Raw genomic sequence first — 14965 nt, forward strand, 5'->3', positions numbered from 1 at the left:
TTATATCATAGTAAAATTTAGTAAATCTAAAGGATATGGATGTTTAATATTATAAAAGAGGCGGTAAAGAATTTTATGGACTCTATTGAAGCTAAAGCCGATGAATGTAACGAAGAGGTAAAAGAGGGGTTTGTAAGTAAAATATCAATAAGCGGTGATGAAAATTATGATATTTATATCGTAGTGCCTCATGAAAAACTTTCATATATAGCGAATTATTATTTTGGCGACGACAGCTACGATACTGAAGATTTAACTAAAGAAATAGCCAATCAGATAATCGGAAATGCTAAAATAGTGGCGCAAAAAAGAAACGTTTCTTTTGATATTGGTGTGCCTGAGTATCTCGGAGAATTTGATAAAAACATTGAATATGACGATATACTGTCGTTTAAATTTAACGGAGATAAATGCTTTTATATCCTGTTTAAGGGGAAATAATGGAAGAAAAAAATGTAATTGACGAAGAAATCGAAGAGTATATTCCCGATTATTCGAATCTGTTAGATACGGAAGTGCTGTTTGAAAGTGATCTTGGAAGGATTGATATTACTTTAAGGGAGATTCTCGCTCTTCAAAAAGGCAGCGTAATCGACCTTCAAAAGCCGGAAGGCGAGAGTGCCGAAGTTTATATAAACGGAAGGATTATAGGAAAAGGTGAGGTAATGGTGTATGAAAAAAACCTTGCAATCAGACTTAATGAAGTTCTTGATGCAAATCAGCTTATATATTATCTGACAAAAGAACATTAGGCAAGTTGTAAAGTAGATAAGTTATGAAGTTGTGAAGGGAATTTTAAAAGATAAAATACGATAACATTGCATATATGCCTTTCACAACTTACCTACTTAACAACTTATCTACTTAAAAAAGAAGGAGTATTTGTGAAAAAAATAATTTTAATTTGTCTCGGGGTATTACTGTTTGGAGCCAATCTTATAAACGTTAATTTTTTTGAGAGTAAAAACAAACTTGACATACTCTTTTCATTGGACGGCGTATTTAAAGGAAAAGTAAAACAGGTGTCAAAAAACTCTTATATTCTAACGGATATAAGCACGGATAAGGTAATTCAAAAAGAATTTACTAAAAATTTTATAAATTCTATTATAATTTCGCCTGATAAAAACGGAGTAAGAATTGATATTACGGCTAATAAGCCTATAAAAACGTCTGTTGCCCTAACGCCTGACGGATACGGTGTCAGATTTAGGATAATAAACGAAAAGCCTATAAAAGTCCAGAATGTGCAAAACAGTCTGCAAAATTTAAATGCAAATAAAGAAGGGCTCGATGCCGTTTCTTATATAGTCGGTATATCTATTCTTATTATACTTGCGTTGATTTTATGGTTTTTGAAAAGAAAAACGGCTTCGCTTCCGAGTCTTAGAGAAAACATGAAAGTTCTTGCGCAAAAACCGATAGACGCTAAGAATAAAATAGTTCTTTTTGAATATCAGGACAGAAAGTATCTAATGCTGATAGGAAATACAAACGTACTGCTTGATGTGTTTGCGGATGATGTAGCCGTTCCTAAAAATGAAGTGGAATTTGACGAGATGCTGAAACTGTCTAAGAAATATAACAATATAGACAAATATATACAAAATGCCGAAAAACTAAAGGAGTTTGATGAAAGAATTTGACGTAATTGTTGTCGGCGGAGGGCATGCGGGAATAGAAGCCGCTCTTGCGCCGGCGAGAATGGGTAAAAAAGTACTTCTGCTTACCATGCTTGTAGAACAGATAGGAGCAGCCAGCTGTAACCCTGCAATCGGGGGTCTTGCAAAAGGACATCTGGTTAAGGAAATAGACGCGCTCGGCGGTGAAATGGCGCTGGCGACCGACCATGCCGGTATTCAGTTCAGGGTTCTTAACGAAAACAGAGGTCCTGCTGTTAGAGGAAGCAGGGCTCAGATAGATATGGACAGATACAGAATATATATGAGAACGGTTTGTCTTAATACTCCGAACCTTACTGTAGCTCAGGAAATTGTTGATGAAATAATCGTAAAAAACGGCAGAATTGCAGGAGTTAAAACAAACCTTTTAAACGAATACAAAACAAAAGCCCTGATTCTGACAACCGGAACGTTTATGAGAGGAATTATGCATTTTGGGCCGGTTAAACTTGAAGGCGGAAGATTTCACGAGCTTCCGGCTAAAAAAATCAGCAAATCGCTTGAAGATTTAGGATTTAAACTTGAAAGACTCAAAACCGGAACGACTGCGAGGATTGACGCTAGAACGATTGATTTTTCAAAAATGGAAATTCAGCCGGGTGATGAAAACCCTAAACCTTTTTCTTTCAGAACAGATAAAAAAACATTTAACCCTACACAGCTTCCTTGTTACATAACATATACAAACGAAAATACGCATGATATTATTAAAAGCAACTTCCACAGAGCGCCGCTCTTTACGGGTCAGATTGAGGGTGTTGGGCCGAGATATTGTCCGAGTATCGAGGATAAACTTAATAAATTCCCTGATAAAGAACGCCATCACGTATTTGTTGAACCTCAGACGCTTGAAGCTACGGAATATTATCTAAACGGACTTTCGACTTCTCTTCCTATGGACGTTCAGGAAGACTTTATCCATTCTATTCCGGGGCTTGAAAATGCTAAAATAGTCAGATTCGGATATGCGATTGAGTATGATTTCATACAGCCTACGAATCTTAAGCATTCGCTTGAAACCAAAGAAATCGAAGGACTTTTCTTTGCCGGGCAGATTAACGGAACAACCGGATACGAAGAAGCGGCGGCGCAGGGTATAATGGCCGGAATTAATGCAGCTCTTAAGATTGACGGTAAAGAGCCAATTATTTTCAGAAGGGATGAAGCGTATATAGGGGTTCTTATTGACGATCTGGTTACAAAAGGAACGAATGAGCCGTACAGAATGTTTACAAGCAGAAGCGAATACAGACTGTTGCTTAGAGAAGATAACGCAATTTTAAGACTTGCTGATTACGGGCATGAACTTGGAATTTTGGATGATAAAACGTATGAGAAGGTGCAGAAGTTAAGGGAAGAGATAAATAAGGGAATGAAAATCCTCAATGAAACGTTTGTAACGCCAAACAAACAGATAAACGCAATGCTTGAAGAGATGGGCGAAGAAAAAATTCAAAGCAAAATGGAAATAAGAAAAATAGCCGGGAGACATACGTTCAACAGGGAAAAACTTTTAAAGCTCGCTCCCGAATTTAAAGATTTCAGCGAAGACGCGCTTGAGCAGATACTTATTGACGCAAGATATCACCACTATATTGAAAGACAAAAAGCACAGATTGACAAAATGAAAGAGATGCTGAATGTCAAAATTCCTGAAGATTTCGAATACAAAGGAATTCCGGGACTTAGCCGAGAAATCGTTGAAAAACTTGAAAAATTTAGACCGCCTACACTATTTGCGGCAAGTGAAATAAGCGGTGTAACGCCTGCGGCGATTGACATTATACATATGTATATCAATATGAGAAAAAAGAAAAGTTGACAAATTTTCTCTTTTTTTATATAAATGCCAAAAAAGGAATTTAATGACATATATTTATGTATACACCGCCGATAAAGAGAAATTTGAGAGAATTAAAAAAGCCGTTGAGGTAGCAAAGACTCTGGATGAAACTCCGGTCTTTTGCGTAAACGATCTTGAAGCGATAGATGAAGTCAGAAAAAACGGGTTTAAAGCCATGAACGTGGATGCCCTGCAGGATCTTTTTAACTTAAGCGACGGAAGCGATACGTTTTATATATCTACACCGGAAGATACGACGTATCTAAAAGCCGCATTTGCAAACGTAAAAGAAATTTAAAAAACGGAGAATTGAAAATGGAAAATAAAGAGTTAAATACTGAAAACAACAATCAGGAAGAAAAACCATTTAATTTCGGTAAATTTATATTAGGTATATTTTTAGGTCTTTTGATTTTAACGAGTATTATTATTCTTGTGCCTTACTTTTTAATGAAGTGATATCAAAATAAAATCTGCTTCCTTTTCCTTTTTGGCTCTCAATCTGAAGTTTGGTTTTGTGAATTTTGAGTATTTTTTCAACAATTGCCAGTCCTAATCCCAAAGAGTTGTCCCAGTCGTTTTTTGCTATACGGTAGAATTTTTGTTTAATGAGTTCTATTTCTTTTTCGTCTATACCTTTGCCTTTGTCTATAACTTCCAAATAAGTATCTGTAATATTCAGTGTTATTTTATCGTCAGAATATTTTATTGCATTTGAAAGCAGATTGTATATTACCGTTTCTATCAGGGTTTTATCACCGTAAACAGGTGTTTTTTGACAGTTTAGTTCAATTCTGTCGGTATTAAAACTTTCAATTATGTTTTTTGTGGCTGCACACAGATCGAATTTGGTAAATTTAATTTTTACTTTTTCGTTTTCTAGTCTTGTAATAAGATAAAGTCTGTCGATAAGTTCGCTGAGTCTAAGGGAGTTTCTCTGTATTTTGTTTAAAAACTTTCTGTTCATTTCATCCGGCAGTTCGTTGGTAAGTATCGTTTCAATATAGCCGTTTATAATGGATATAGGATTTTTGAATTCATGTGAAACGGCGGAAATTAGTTCGTCTTTTGAAGAGTTTAAAATATGAAGCTTTTTATTTTCTTTTTTGAGCTTTCTGTTTTCTTCTTTTAGTTTTTCAATCTCTTTTAACTCTTGTGAAAAAAAGATTTTTTTTAAAATATTCTTAACTCTCAATTCCCAGTTCTCCATTTCTATTTTAACTTTTCATTTTACACTTTTCACTTTAATTTGTATCCCACGCCTCTGACGCTTTGTATAATACCGTTAATTTTGTGGTTAAGCCTGTTTATGGCGACATTAACGCTTTTTTCATTGCTTATATCCAAAACTTCCATAATTTCTTCCCGGCTGAGTGTTCTTTTTTGATTTTTGAAAAATAGTTCTAATAGTCTGAATTCGGAAGGGGTCAGTGTTATATTTACGCTGTCGTGTGAGAGTGTTCTGTTTTGCAAATCGAGATGATAGTCTTTATACGAAATAACTTTAGCCGTAATATTGTGTCTTTTAAGCACCGCTTTGATTCTGGCAAGAAGTTCTTTCATATTAAACGGTTTGGTTATATAATCGTCGGCGCCTCTTTCAAAACCTTCAATAATGTCGTCTTCATCCGCTTTGGCGGTTAGAAATATTACAGGTATGTCGTAGCCTTCCTGTTTCAGCTCTTTTACAAACATGCTGCCTTCAACACCCGGAAGGTTTCTGTCTACTATAAGCAGGTCGGGATTTTCTTCTATTATGAAGTCTTTTACTTTTTTGGTATTGGTAAAGCCCACGGCGTCGTAGCCGTTTTGCTGAAGAGTAAATTCAAGGAGTTCTAAAAGATCCTCCTCGTCTTCAATAATCGCGATTGTTATCATTCTAAATTCTCCGTTCTCAGTTACAGTTCAAGTCCCTCTTTTGCAAAGAGCAGGTATGATGCGATTGTTTTTGCGCTGTCGCTGATTCTTTCAAGTTTTTTTGCTATGTTTAAAATTTTCAGGATTTCATCTACGTTTTCTTTCTGTTTTACTTCAAGCACAAGGTCTTTGTATATCTCATCAGCGATTTTTTCGTAACTTATAATAGTTGAATATGCGTCTTCTATGGTGTCGCCTTTTACGGCAAGTTTAAGCGTATCGATGGTTGAAAGGGCGTTTTGGTATAAAGCGTCGATTTTTTCGTCTTCGAAATCGTATTTTTTAATAAACGATTTTGTTGATTTTTTTATTTTTGCTAAAAAAGAGCTTATTTTAAGATACGCCACCACTTCTCTTAAATATTCTCCCTGCGGATGAAAAAGTGCAAGAAATTTAATTACTTCGTTGTCAAATTCTTTTAAATCAATAAGAAAAAACTCTTCAGTAAATTCTTTTTTTTGAAGTGATTCTTCAATAGCCGTAATATAATTTACAAATTTATTGTTAATCTGCTGGAGTGACTGCTCAAAAGTACTAAGCATTTGAATCCTTTTTTTGTGTTATTATACATTAAATATATATTTAGTTTGTTATCGTTGTGTTATTCAAAACTCTATTTTGTTACCAAAATGTTATTTTGTTTTTTTACAATTTTGAAAATCAAAAAAGGAGAACGAATGAAAAAATTAGTATTAGGTGCGTTAATCGCAGCAAGTTCATTTGCATATACTATAAACGGAACAGGTGCAAGTTTTCCATATCCTGTATATAAACAGTGGATTAAAAGTTATTATGATAAAACCGGCAACAGAGTAAACTATACCGCAACGGGAAGCGGAACGGGAATTAAAGAAGTTGCTTACAGACACGTAAATTTCGGAGGAAGCGACAAACCTTTGACTCCCAACATTTTAAGAAAAGCGAGACTTTATCAATTTCCTACAGTAGTCGGAGGTATTGTTTTCGGTTATAACGTACCCGGTATAAACAAACTTAAATTAAGTGAAGCGGCAATTAAAGGCATAGTTCTTGGCACTATTAAATACTGGGACAATCCTTTAATAGTAAAATATAATCCTGGAGAAAAATTTCCTCACAAAAAAATTATTTTCGTTCACAGAAGCGACAAATCGGGAACTACTTTTAACTTTACATATTATTTAAGCAAAATGTGCAATACATGGAGAACGCATTTCGGTGCAAGAAAACTTATCAACTGGCCTACAGACGCACAGGGCAGAGGTATCGCTGGTAAAGGAAACTTCGGTGTCAGCGCTGCTATTAAAACAAACAAATACTCTATCGGATATGTTGATTATGCGGATGCTAAGAAAAACGGTCTTAAAATGGCTATCGTTCAGGCGGCTGACGGAAAATTCGTAGCGCCTACCCCTGCAAACTTTGCCGAGGGTGCAAAATATGCGGGATTTGATCCTAAAAAAGATTTTTATAAAATAATCGCTTATCCGAGAAAAGGTTATCCGATTATCGCGTCTACATTTATTTTGATACCTCAGGAAAAAGTAAATACAGATAAAGAAGTGACAGCGTTTTTCAATTACGCATATAAACACGGAGACGCCGCTGCAAGCAGACTGGGATATATCCCTCTGCCTCAGAGCGTTAAAGACCAGATTATGAAATACTGGGCCGAAAAAGGTATTTCTCCTGCAAAATAAAAAAGGGCTTTAAATCCTTTTTTATTTTTTATACAATTACAAAAATTAAAGGCGGTGTATGGAAGCTCTTTTTAGAAAGTTATCCTCTCTCAGTGCTACGATTATCTTAATATTGCTTTCTGCTATATTTGTTGTGTTATTTATGTATGCAAAACCTGCTATTAAAGAATACGGACTGCATTTTATTATTGATCCGAGATGGGACGTAACCGTTCAGCTTCCGGCTAAAAACAAACCGGCAGACAATGCCTCGGCTCAGAGCGTTCAAAATAATACAACAAATAGTACAGCCTCAAACGCTGCAATTCCTCAGGACAGCGACGATATAGGAAATATTCCGACAGACAGCGATGATATAGGAAACATTCCTCAGGATAATGACAATATTGCAATTCCGGAAGATAATGATCTGGGAGGAATGGGCTCTTCAAATACGAAAACAATTTACGGCGGGCTTATTCCGATAGTCGGAACTATTCTTTCCACTGTGCTTGCGATGGTTTTTGCTGTTCCTATCGCAATGGGGATTTCAATATTTTTAGCCGAAATTGCACCGCCTTTTATATCAAAACCGGTCGGTATCGCAATAGAGCTGCTTGCCGCGATTCCGAGTATTATTTACGGTATGTGGGGACTTTTTTATTTCGGTCCGTTAATAGCGGACATATTCGGAGGACAGAGTGTTTCGTTGCTGGTAGCCGGAATGGTGCTGGCCGTTATGATTATTCCTTTTATGGCGTCTCTAACCAGAGACAGTATGAATACTACTCCAAATGTTCTTAAAGAATCCGCATATGCAATGGGGGCGACTAAATTTGAAGTAATTAAAGACGTTATTTTCCCTTATGCGAAAAAGGGAATAATCGGAAGTATCATTTTGGCGCTGGGAAGAGCTTTGGGTGAGACAATGGCTGTTGCTTTCGTAATCGGAGGGGTTTTCAGTTTCCCTCACAAACTGACTGATCCTACCGTTTCGATTCCGGTAGTTCTAGCCAACAACTTTGCGGAAAGCAGCGGAATGAGTTTAAGCGCTCTGTTTTATCTGGCGCTGATACTGTTTATTATTTCATTCGCTGTTATTTCATTTGCGAAGTTCTATTTTTTAAGGGATAAAAAATGAGACTTATAATAAATAAAATTGTTTTGCTTCTTTCTACGTTAAGTGCGTTAATAGGGCTCGGATTTCTGTTTTGGATACTGATAACTCTGACTATAAAAGGCATTGGTGCTATAGATCTTCACATATTTACGCACGATTTGGTAAACAACGGTCTTAGAAACCTGCTTGTAGGGCAGTTTATACTTGCTCTGATAGCTGTGATTATCGGTGTTCCTATAGGAATGGTGGCCGGTATATATCTTCAGGAATATTCGTTCGGAAACAAATACGCGCAGTTTATAAGAAACCTGAGCGACGTTATGATGTCGGCTCCGTCAATCGTAATAGGTACTTTCGTTTATGCTGTTGTAGTCAACCCTGTAGGACATCAAAGCGGATGGGCGGGAGCCATTGCGCTTGCCATTATGATGATTCCGATAGTCGTAAGAACTACGGACGATATGCTGGGACTCGTTCCGAAAGAGCTAAGAGAAGCCGGAGTCGCGATTGGCGCTCCTAAATATAAAGTGATTTTAAATATAATTATAAAAGCTGCAAAAGTGGGTATAATGACGGGAATTCTGCTGGCTTTCGCTAGAATAGTGGGAGAAACTGCTCCGCTGTTATTTACAAGCGGAAACAGCGAATATTTTACCGTTAACCTAAACCAGGTATTTCCTAGCTTAACTGTCGCCATTTATAACCTTGCTACAATGCCGGATGCGAATCTGGTAAGAATAGCATGGGCCGGAGCGTTTATATTAACGCTTTTCGTTTTGATTATAAACCTTCTCGGAAGATATTTAATAAAAGATAAAAAATAAAGGTTTGATATGAAAGTAATGGATATTAAAAATTTCAGTTTTACATATGCGGGTGCTCCAAAACCTTCTTTAAACAATATAAACTTGCCTATTTACGAAGGTAAAGTTACGGCATTAATAGGGCCTAGCGGATGCGGAAAATCAACGCTTTTAAGAAGTTTAAACAGAATACACGACCTGTATCCGGGAAATAAGTATGAAGGGGAAATCCTTCTCAAAAATTTTGATACGGGAGAGATGGAAAATATTCTTGAATTTAAAAAAGAAAACGAACTTATTAATCTCCGTCAGAGAGTAGGAATGATATTTCAAAAACCGACACCGTTTCCAATGAGTATATACGACAATATCGCATACGGACTTAGACTAAAAGGTATAAAAAGCAAAAGCGAACTTGACGGCAGGGTCGAAGATGCACTTAAAGGCGGAGCGCTGTGGAACGAAGTTAAAGACAGGCTTAAAGACGATGCAAGGGGTCTCAGCGGCGGTCAGCAGCAAAGACTGTGCATAGCAAGGGCCATTGCGGTAGAGCCGGAAGTGCTTTTAATGGACGAACCTACAAGTGCGCTTGACCCTATTTCAACTTTAGCGATTGAAGAGCTTGTAACCCAGCTGAAAGATAAAGTCACTATAGCAATAGTTACGCACAATATGCAGCAGGCAAGCCGTGTGAGCGACTATACGGCTTATATGTATTTAGGAGAGCTTATAGAATTCGGTGAAACAACTCAGATATTCCTTAATCCAAAAGAAAAACACACTGCAGATTATATTGCGGGTAAATTCGGCTAATTTTTAAAAATTTTTTAAGATAATATTAATCTTCATTTACAACTTCTTTTTCTTTTTGTAAAATTCCTATAAAAAAGAGGATGTAATGGAGCTGCAAACTGTCTCTAAAATTGAAAAAAAAGCAAGAAAATCCGCCGGTATAGATTTAATGCGCCTTGGTATTGCGCTTATTTTTATTGCCGTTGTGGTTATTTATACATATGCAAAAACAGGAAGCGTGCCAAACAGTCTGTTTTTGGTGATAGCTACGGTTTTCGGTGCTTATATGGCTATGAACATAGGTGCGAACGACGTTGCTAACAATGTAGGTCCGGCAGTCGGAAGCAGGGCTTTGAGTCTTGCGGGCGCTATCGTTATTGCCGCTATTTTCGAAGCTGCCGGGGCTTTGATTGCCGGTGCCGATGTTACGAACACCATCAGAAAAGGTATTATTGATTTAGGTGCTTTTCACGGAGATGTTAATGTGTTTATATGGGCGATGATGTCGGCTTTGCTGGCGGCTGCTCTCTGGCTTAATCTTGCTACTGCGTTTAAAGCGCCCGTTTCTACGACACACTCTATCGTAGGCGGTGTAATGGGAGCCGGAATAGCAGCTGCGGGATTTGGCATCGTTCACTGGGCTACAATGGGGAAAATTGCAGCTTCATGGGTTATATCTCCCGTTCTTGGAGGTATTATAGCCGCAGGATTTTTATATGCCATTAAAAAAACGGTCGTTTTTAAAGAAGATATGGCTTCAGCCGCGAAAAAATGGGTTCCGATATATGTATCAATTATGACGTGGGCTTTTGTAACATATCTGACAATGAAAGGTTTAAAGCACGTATGGGTTAATATTACGGATGTTTTAAGCTTTTTGCCTCATACTAAAAAACCTACATTCGGTGTTGCTGCCGTTTTCGGTCTGATTGCCGGTATTATCGTATATTTTGTAATGGCGGTTAAATTAAAAAAAGAAGCTATTTTAAATACCAGGGAAGGAATAAACAGATATTTTACCGTTCCTCTTATTTTTTCAGCAGCACTTCTTAGTTTTGCTCACGGTGCAAATGACGTTGCGAATGCGGTAGGTCCTCTGGCGGCTATCAGCGATGCCGTTTTAAACGGAGGAATCGCAAGCAAATCGGCGATACCTTTCTGGGTTATGGCTATCGGTGCACTGGGTATTTCTATAGGTCTTGCACTTTACGGTCCTAGACTGATTAAAACGGTTGGCGACGAAATCACAAAAATAGACCCGATAAGAGGTTTCTGTGTGGCTTTAGCAGCGGCTATTACCGTTATTGTGGCATCTCAGCTGGGACTTCCGGTAAGTTCTACACATATTGCGGTAGGAGCTATATTCGGAGTAGGGTTTTTAAGAGAATGGCTTCACCTGATTGAACAGAAAGAAGAAGAAATAGTAAAAGAAATAGATGACGCGGAAAAAAAATTAAAAGCATACGAGCTTGAACTTGAAGACCTGCAGCAAAGAACCGACAAAACTAAAGAAGATTATAAGAAAATAGTCGAACTTATAGAAATGATTGAAGATTTGGAAAAAACAGTTAAAAGATTCAAAAAAATTCTTAAAAAAGAAGAAAAAGTAAAATATGTCAAAAGGGATCTGTTTAATAAAATTATTTTGGCCTGGGTTATTACAGTTCCTGTAGCAGCGGTGCTTGCGGCAATGATTTTCTTTATGATTAAAGGAATGATGCTGTAATTAAAATGGAAAGTAGGCCGTTGGCCATTTTCCATATGTTTTTAATAAAACGTGCCAGACACCTAATATAAGAGTTTGATATAATTCCATAAATAAATATTTAAAGGATTCTAATGAGAATAGTTTTTATGGGAAGTCCCGATTATGCAGTGAAAATATTGGACGAACTAAATAAAAGATATGAAATCGCCGCTGTTTATACACAGCCAGACAAGCCGGTAGGCAGAAAAAAGGTTTTGACTCCGACGCCTGTAAAAAAATATGCTCTTGAAAAAAACCTGGAGGTGTATACGCCTGTAACATTAAAAGACGATAACACTATAGAAAATTTAAAACCTGATTTTATTGTAGTGGCGGCATACGGGCTTTTGCTTCCGGAGAAAATATTAAATATCGCTCCGTGTATAAATCTTCATGCGTCACTGCTGCCGAAATACAGAGGAGCAAGCCCTATTCAGAGTGCGATATTAAACGGGGACGAGTATACTGGTGTTACAGCCATGCTAATGGACAAAGGGCTTGATACGGGGGATATACTCTCATGGGATTACACAGAAGTGGGAAGAAAAACAAGTATCGATCTTTTTAATGAACTGGCTGTTATAGCAGCAAAGCAGACTCCTTTTGTTATAGATAATTTCAGTAAGATAAAACCGCTTAAACAGATTGACGCATTGGCTTCTTATTCTCCTAAAATAAAAAAAAGCGACGGATATGTGACTTTTGAAAGCGCTTTAATTATAGACAGAAAATACAGAGCGTTTCAGCCTTGGCCGGGAATATACTGCGAGCGGTTTAAAATTAACGAAATGGAGCTGATAGATACGGACTCTTCCAATAATGAAGGTGAAATTCTGGAAATAGGCGACGGTGTTGTTATTGGCTGCAAAAAAGGAAAAATCAGACTTATCAAAATCCAGGTGCCGGGTAAAAAGGAAATAAATGCCGTTGATTACGCAAACGGCAAACGTTTGAAAGTGGGAGATAATATTATAAGTAGTTAAGTTGTTAAGTAGGTAAGTAGTGAAGTAGGTATGTTGTGAAGGGTGGAAGAATAAAAAGTTAAAAGTGAAAAAGAAAGATAGGAAATGAAAAAAAAACAATTTAAAATCAATATAAACCAAAGAACTGTAAATTGTAAACTGAATATCGAAAACTACACACTACATACTACTTACTCTCCACTTAAATATATATATTTGGAAAAAATAGATTCAACTCAAAAATATCTGATTGAAAAAATAAAAAAACAAGAGCTTTTCCCTCCCGTATGCGTATGGACGGAACTGCAGACTGACGGCATAGGCAGCAGAGGAAATGTCTGGAAAGGTAAAAAAGGAAATCTCTTTTTTTCATTTGCGTTTGAAAAGGAAAAGTTTAAAGATGTGCCTTTACAGAGTCTGTCAATATATTTCGGCTGGATATTTAAAAAAACTTTAAATGAACTCGGAAGCAAAGCGGTAATGAAATGGCCAAACGATATTTATTTAATACGGAACGAACCGAAAAAAATAGGCGGAGTGATTACAAATATAATAAATAATTATATTATCTGCGGAATAGGGTTAAATACGCGCTTTGCTCCTGAAGATGAATTCGGAAGTTTGGATATTGAATTAAAAAATGATAAAATTCTTAAAAGATTTTTTTCTAACTTTGAAAAAATAAGAGGTTGGGATACTGTATTTATAGAATTCAAAAATGAGTTTGAAGAATATAAAAATATTTTTTCAATAGAAGGCGTTTTAGCCGAGGACGGAAGCATACAAAATAATAAAAAAAGGATATATTCAAAGCGATGATAGAAATAATATCTGTAGCTAATCAAAAGGGAGGGGTAGGTAAGACTACTACGGCTGTAAACTTAGCCGCTTCAATTGCGATTACCGAAAAAAAAGTTTTATTAATTGATGCAGATCCGCAGGCGAATGCGACTTCTTCACTAGGTTTTTTAAGAAGTGATTATGAATACAGTCTTTATCATGTCTTAATCGGAAGCAAAGATATAAACGACACTATATTAAACACGCTTATTCCGACTCTTGATCTGGTGCCTTCTAATATAGGTTTGGCCGGTATTGAGAAAGAGAGCGAATATCTTGATAAAAAAGAACTTACTCTTAAAGAAAGAATAAAAGAGCTTAAAGAAGATTACGATTACATAATAATAGACACTCCGCCGATGCTGGGGACTATAACGATTAACGCTTTAAGTGCCAGTGACAGCGTTATTATTCCTATACAGACGGAATTTTTTGCACTCGAAGGGCTTGCACAGCTGTTAAATACCATTAAACTCGTGCAAAGAACCAAAAATCCAAGACTAAAAATAAAAGGTCTGCTTCCTACAATGTTTAGCAAAAGCAACAACCTCTCAAAACAGGTTTTTCAGGATCTTATCAATCATTACTCAAGCAAACTTTTCAAAAATAAAAAAAGCGGAAAATATATTTATATACCAAGAAACGTCAGACTTGCCGAGGCGCCTAGTTTCGGAAAACCGGTTATTTTATACGATATTAAAAGCTCAGGCGCATTAGCTTACGAACTGCTTGCAAAAACCATAATAGAGGAATCCGAACAATGAAAAGATTAGGAAGAGGCTTAAGCTCGATTTTAGAAGATGCCGAAGCTGGTTATTTAAAAGAGCTGCCCGGCGGAGGCGTTCAAGAAATAGAAATTTCAAAAATCAAAACAAACCCTTATCAGCCGAGACGCGAATTTAATCAAGAGGCGATTGAGGAACTAGCCGATTCAATCAAAAAATACGGTCTTTTACAGCCGATAGTTCTCATAAAAGACGGAGACGGCTATATTCTGGTTGCCGGTGAAAGAAGACTCAGAGCCACTAAACTTCTAGGCGGAGAGCTTATTAAAGCAATAGTTGTAGATTATTCAAAAGATGATTTAAGGGAATATGCTCTTATAGAAAATATTCAAAGAGAAGATTTAAATCCTATTGAAGTGGCATATTCGCTGCAAAGCCTTATAGAAGAGCACGGCTATACTCATGAAGAGCTTGCTAACGCAATTTCTAAAAGCAGAAGTTATGTTACAAATTTACTCAGAATTTTAAATTTACCTGAATTTGTGCATGACAAGATTAAAAGAGGCGTTTTAAGCGTAGGGCACGCTAAAGTTTTATTAGGGCTTGATGACGAATTATTAAAAAAAGTTATAGATGAAATTGAAAAAAAATCATTAAACGTGCGCGATACCGAGAAACTTATTCAGAGACTTAAAAATCCTGCAAAAGAAAAAGAAGATTTCGAGCTGGATAAAAGAGTTGTCGTACTTGCGGAGAAATTTAAAAAAATCGGATTAAAAGTTGAAATTAACAAAGATTCGCTGAAAATTAGATTTAAAAATAACAAAGATTTGAAAAAATTAGAAAAACTTTTAAATCTAATCGGTTAAATTTATG

18 protein-coding genes are annotated in these 14965 nt (G+C 36.6%); 15 read left to right on the forward strand and 3 right to left on the reverse strand.

Annotated features, from left to right (window positions below; genetic code table 11):
• Positions 1-39: 39 nt before the first annotated feature.
• From C3L23_RS01535 to C3L23_RS01560, 6 genes are all read left to right on the forward strand, one after another.
• Positions 40-441 (forward strand): hypothetical protein, encoded by a 402-nt coding sequence (locus tag C3L23_RS01535; protein ID WP_127679401.1) that lies wholly within the window; start codon positions 40-42, stop codon positions 439-441.
• Positions 441-752, forward strand: a complete 312-nt coding sequence (gene fliN, locus C3L23_RS01540; protein WP_127679402.1) for a flagellar motor switch protein FliN — start codon at positions 441-443, stop codon at positions 750-752. The genes C3L23_RS01535 and fliN overlap by 1 nt, the downstream gene beginning before the upstream one ends.
• Before the next feature lie 132 nt (positions 753-884).
• A complete protein-coding gene (locus C3L23_RS01545) occupies positions 885-1646 on the forward strand; it encodes a flagellar biosynthetic protein FliO (RefSeq protein WP_127679403.1) in 762 nt (253 codons plus the stop codon).
• On the forward strand, positions 1633-3504 hold the full coding sequence (gene mnmG, locus C3L23_RS01550; RefSeq protein WP_127679404.1) for a tRNA uridine-5-carboxymethylaminomethyl(34) synthesis enzyme MnmG: 1872 nt from the start codon (positions 1633-1635) through the stop codon (positions 3502-3504). The genes C3L23_RS01545 and mnmG overlap by 14 nt, the downstream gene beginning before the upstream one ends.
• 43 nt (positions 3505-3547) lie before the next feature.
• On the forward strand, positions 3548-3823 hold the full coding sequence (locus C3L23_RS01555; protein ID WP_127679405.1) for a hypothetical protein: 276 nt from the start codon (positions 3548-3550) through the stop codon (positions 3821-3823).
• A gap of 17 nt (positions 3824-3840) precedes the next feature.
• Positions 3841-3984, forward strand: coding sequence for a tRNA uridine 5-carboxymethylaminomethyl modification protein (locus C3L23_RS01560; RefSeq protein ID WP_127679406.1), 144 nt, complete (start codon positions 3841-3843; stop codon positions 3982-3984).
• On the opposite strand, the gene C3L23_RS01565 is transcribed toward C3L23_RS01560, so the two are convergent.
• Genes C3L23_RS01565 through C3L23_RS01575 form a run of 3 tightly spaced genes read right to left on the reverse strand, consistent with a single transcriptional unit; the run spans position 3953 to position 5984 of the window.
• Positions 3953-4720, reverse strand: coding sequence for a sensor histidine kinase KdpD (locus C3L23_RS01565; RefSeq protein ID WP_127679407.1), 768 nt, complete (start codon positions 4718-4720; stop codon positions 3953-3955). The genes C3L23_RS01560 and C3L23_RS01565 overlap by 32 nt on opposite strands.
• Positions 4721-4764: 44 nt before the next feature.
• A complete protein-coding gene (locus C3L23_RS01570) occupies positions 4765-5403 on the reverse strand; it encodes a response regulator transcription factor (protein ID WP_127679408.1) in 639 nt (212 codons plus the stop codon).
• Between the two features lie 20 nt (positions 5404-5423).
• The gene (locus tag C3L23_RS01575) at positions 5424-5984 is read right to left on the reverse strand and encodes a PhoU domain-containing protein (RefSeq protein ID WP_127679409.1); all 561 of its coding nucleotides are present in this window, start codon (positions 5982-5984) and stop codon (positions 5424-5426) included.
• 135 nt (positions 5985-6119) lie between these two features.
• Between C3L23_RS01575 and pstS the strand changes: the two genes are divergently transcribed.
• From pstS to C3L23_RS01620, 9 genes are all read left to right on the forward strand, one after another.
• Complete coding sequence (pstS, locus tag C3L23_RS01580) at positions 6120-7121, forward strand: phosphate ABC transporter substrate-binding protein PstS (RefSeq protein WP_127679410.1); 1002 nt, start codon at positions 6120-6122, stop codon at positions 7119-7121.
• A 58-nt stretch (positions 7122-7179) separates the two neighbouring features.
• A complete protein-coding gene (pstC, locus tag C3L23_RS01585; RefSeq protein ID WP_127679411.1) occupies positions 7180-8241 on the forward strand; it encodes a phosphate ABC transporter permease subunit PstC in 1062 nt (353 codons plus the stop codon).
• Entirely contained in the window at positions 8238-9044 is an 807-nt protein-coding gene (pstA, locus tag C3L23_RS01590; protein ID WP_127679412.1) for a phosphate ABC transporter permease PstA, read from the forward strand. Before pstC ends, pstA begins: the two co-directional genes overlap by 4 nt.
• Before the next feature lie 9 nt (positions 9045-9053).
• Positions 9054-9836 carry a phosphate ABC transporter ATP-binding protein PstB gene (gene pstB / locus C3L23_RS01595; protein WP_127679413.1) on the forward strand — a complete coding sequence of 261 codons (783 nt, stop codon included), beginning with the start codon at positions 9054-9056 and terminating at the stop codon, positions 9834-9836.
• An 85-nt stretch (positions 9837-9921) separates the two neighbouring features.
• Entirely contained in the window at positions 9922-11541 is a 1620-nt protein-coding gene (locus C3L23_RS01600) for an inorganic phosphate transporter (protein WP_127679414.1), read from the forward strand.
• A gap of 113 nt (positions 11542-11654) precedes the next feature.
• Entirely contained in the window at positions 11655-12545 is an 891-nt protein-coding gene (gene fmt, locus C3L23_RS01605) for a methionyl-tRNA formyltransferase (protein WP_127679415.1), read from the forward strand.
• 84 nt (positions 12546-12629) lie between these two features.
• Positions 12630-13343 (forward strand): biotin--[acetyl-CoA-carboxylase] ligase, encoded by a 714-nt coding sequence (locus C3L23_RS01610; protein ID WP_127679416.1) that lies wholly within the window; start codon positions 12630-12632, stop codon positions 13341-13343.
• On the forward strand, positions 13340-14128 hold the full coding sequence (locus C3L23_RS01615) for a ParA family protein (protein ID WP_127679417.1): 789 nt from the start codon (positions 13340-13342) through the stop codon (positions 14126-14128). The genes C3L23_RS01610 and C3L23_RS01615 overlap by 4 nt, the downstream gene beginning before the upstream one ends.
• Positions 14125-14958, forward strand: coding sequence for a ParB/RepB/Spo0J family partition protein (locus tag C3L23_RS01620; protein ID WP_127679418.1), 834 nt, complete (start codon positions 14125-14127; stop codon positions 14956-14958). Before C3L23_RS01615 ends, C3L23_RS01620 begins: the two co-directional genes overlap by 4 nt.
• The last annotated feature ends 7 nt before the right edge of the window (positions 14959-14965 follow it).

Origin of the sequence: Nautilia sp. PV-1 (genome assembly GCF_004006315.1) — a bacterium.
GTDB lineage: Bacteria > Campylobacterota > Campylobacteria > Campylobacterales > Nautiliaceae > Nautilia > Nautilia profundicola_A.

What these genes read in the sequence shown, in the direction of transcription:
- C3L23_RS01535 (WP_127679401.1), top strand. Translation starts at nt 40, where the DNA reads ATGTTTAATATTATAAAAGAGGCGGTAAAGAATTTTATGGACTCTATT.
- fliN (WP_127679402.1), top strand. Translation starts at nt 441, where the DNA reads ATGGAAGAAAAAAATGTAATTGACGAAGAAATCGAAGAGTATATTCCC.
- mnmG (WP_127679404.1), top strand. Translation starts at nt 1,633, where the DNA reads ATGAAAGAATTTGACGTAATTGTTGTCGGCGGAGGGCATGCGGGAATA.
- C3L23_RS01555 (WP_127679405.1), top strand. Translation starts at nt 3,548, where the DNA reads ATGACATATATTTATGTATACACCGCCGATAAAGAGAAATTTGAGAGA.
- C3L23_RS01560 (WP_127679406.1), top strand. Translation starts at nt 3,841, where the DNA reads ATGGAAAATAAAGAGTTAAATACTGAAAACAACAATCAGGAAGAAAAA.
- C3L23_RS01570 (WP_127679408.1), bottom strand. Translation starts at nt 5,403, where the DNA reads ATGATAACAATCGCGATTATTGAAGACGAGGAGGATCTTTTAGAACTC.
- C3L23_RS01575 (WP_127679409.1), bottom strand. Translation starts at nt 5,984, where the DNA reads ATGCTTAGTACTTTTGAGCAGTCACTCCAGCAGATTAACAATAAATTT.
- pstS (WP_127679410.1), top strand. Translation starts at nt 6,120, where the DNA reads ATGAAAAAATTAGTATTAGGTGCGTTAATCGCAGCAAGTTCATTTGCA.
- pstC (WP_127679411.1), top strand. Translation starts at nt 7,180, where the DNA reads ATGGAAGCTCTTTTTAGAAAGTTATCCTCTCTCAGTGCTACGATTATC.
- pstA (WP_127679412.1), top strand. Translation starts at nt 8,238, where the DNA reads ATGAGACTTATAATAAATAAAATTGTTTTGCTTCTTTCTACGTTAAGT.
- pstB (WP_127679413.1), top strand. Translation starts at nt 9,054, where the DNA reads ATGAAAGTAATGGATATTAAAAATTTCAGTTTTACATATGCGGGTGCT.
- C3L23_RS01600 (WP_127679414.1), top strand. Translation starts at nt 9,922, where the DNA reads ATGGAGCTGCAAACTGTCTCTAAAATTGAAAAAAAAGCAAGAAAATCC.
- fmt (WP_127679415.1), top strand. Translation starts at nt 11,655, where the DNA reads ATGAGAATAGTTTTTATGGGAAGTCCCGATTATGCAGTGAAAATATTG.
- C3L23_RS01610 (WP_127679416.1), top strand. Translation starts at nt 12,630, where the DNA reads ATGAAAAAAAAACAATTTAAAATCAATATAAACCAAAGAACTGTAAAT.
- C3L23_RS01615 (WP_127679417.1), top strand. Translation starts at nt 13,340, where the DNA reads ATGATAGAAATAATATCTGTAGCTAATCAAAAGGGAGGGGTAGGTAAG.
- C3L23_RS01620 (WP_127679418.1), top strand. Translation starts at nt 14,125, where the DNA reads ATGAAAAGATTAGGAAGAGGCTTAAGCTCGATTTTAGAAGATGCCGAA.